The 1,215-nt window shown below is 40.9% G+C and carries 1 protein-coding gene and 1 pseudogene; both read left to right on the top strand.

Translation table 11 applies throughout. The features are described 5' to 3' along the window. Positions 1–143 precede the first annotated feature (143 nt). The gene (locus tag B9T16_RS28780; protein ID WP_410246401.1) at positions 144–893 is read left to right on the top strand and encodes a Uma2 family endonuclease; all 750 of its coding nucleotides are present in this window, start codon (positions 144–146) and stop codon (positions 891–893) included. Positions 894–911: 18 nt separating this feature from the next. Then, positions 912–1,215: pseudogene (locus B9T16_RS28775) on the top strand (Uma2 family endonuclease); the annotation flags it as partial.

The following is a 1,215-nucleotide window of genomic DNA, read 5'->3' as shown; positions in this document are numbered from 1 at the left end:
ATCAATTAGGTAGCATCCAAAATGAGTTARTMACYACTCAAAATCAATTAGAMATTGAACGTCAACAAAAAGACCAACTAGCGGCTAAACTGCGAGAGTTAGGAATTGACCCCGAACAGTTGTAAAAAATGGAGGTAAACATTATGACAGTTACGGAACAGTTAGCATCACTGGAAACCTCACCAGAATGGGAGGATATCGAGTTTCCTCCGGGAGATTTAGAAAGTCAGGAGTTGCCATTGGAAAGCTATTTACACCTACAACAAATCTTGTTACTGATTAAATGCCTAGACTGGTTATGGCGAGACCGAAATGATTATTTTGATGCGGGAAACTTGACGATTTACTATAGTCCTCATCAGAAAAAATCATCAGATTTTCGCGGACCAGATTTCTTTGTGGTGTTAGACACGGAAAGGCGATCGCGGAAAAGTTGGGTGGTGTGGGAAGAAGGGGGAAAATATCCTCATATAATTGTGGAATTATTATCAAGTTCCACAGCTAACACTGACCGGACTGAGAAAAAGAAAATCTATCAGGATATTTTCCGCACTCCCGAATATTTCTGGTTTGACCCAGAGAGTTTAGAGTTTCAAGGATTTGCTTTAATTCAGGGAACCTATAAACCGATAACCCCCAATGATAAGGGACATTTATGGAGTGAACAACTGCAACTATTCTTAGGGATAGAAAATCGTCAACTCCGCTTTTTTAGTCCTGAGGGTGTTTTAGTACCCACTCCCGAAGAATCAGCTACGGAAGCTCAACGACAGTTAGGAAGTGTTCAAAATGAGTTAATCACTACTCAAAATCAATTAGAAATCGAACGACAACAAAAAGACCAACTAGCGGCTAAATTGCGAGAGTTGGGAATTGACCCCGAACAGTTGTAAAAAATCGAGGTAAACATTATGACAGTTACGGAACAGTTAGCATCACTGGAAACCTCACCAGAATGGGAGGATATCGAGTTTCCTCCGGGAGATTTAGAAAGTCAGGAGTTGCCATTGGAAAGCTATTTACACCTACAACAAATCTTGTTACTGATTAAATGCCTAGACTGGTTATGGCGAGACCGAAATGATTATTTTGATGCGGGAAACTTGACGATTTACTATAGTCCTCATCAGAAAAAATCATCGGATTTTCGCGGACCAGATTTCTTTGTGGTGTTAGACACGGAAAGGCGATCGCGGAAAAGTTGGGTGGTGTGGG

The sequence above is a fragment of the Arthrospira sp. PCC 8006 genome (assembly GCF_046480465.1).
GTDB lineage: Bacteria > Cyanobacteriota > Cyanobacteriia > Cyanobacteriales > Microcoleaceae > Limnospira > Limnospira platensis.
This window is presented reverse-complemented; position numbering and strand designations above follow the sequence as displayed.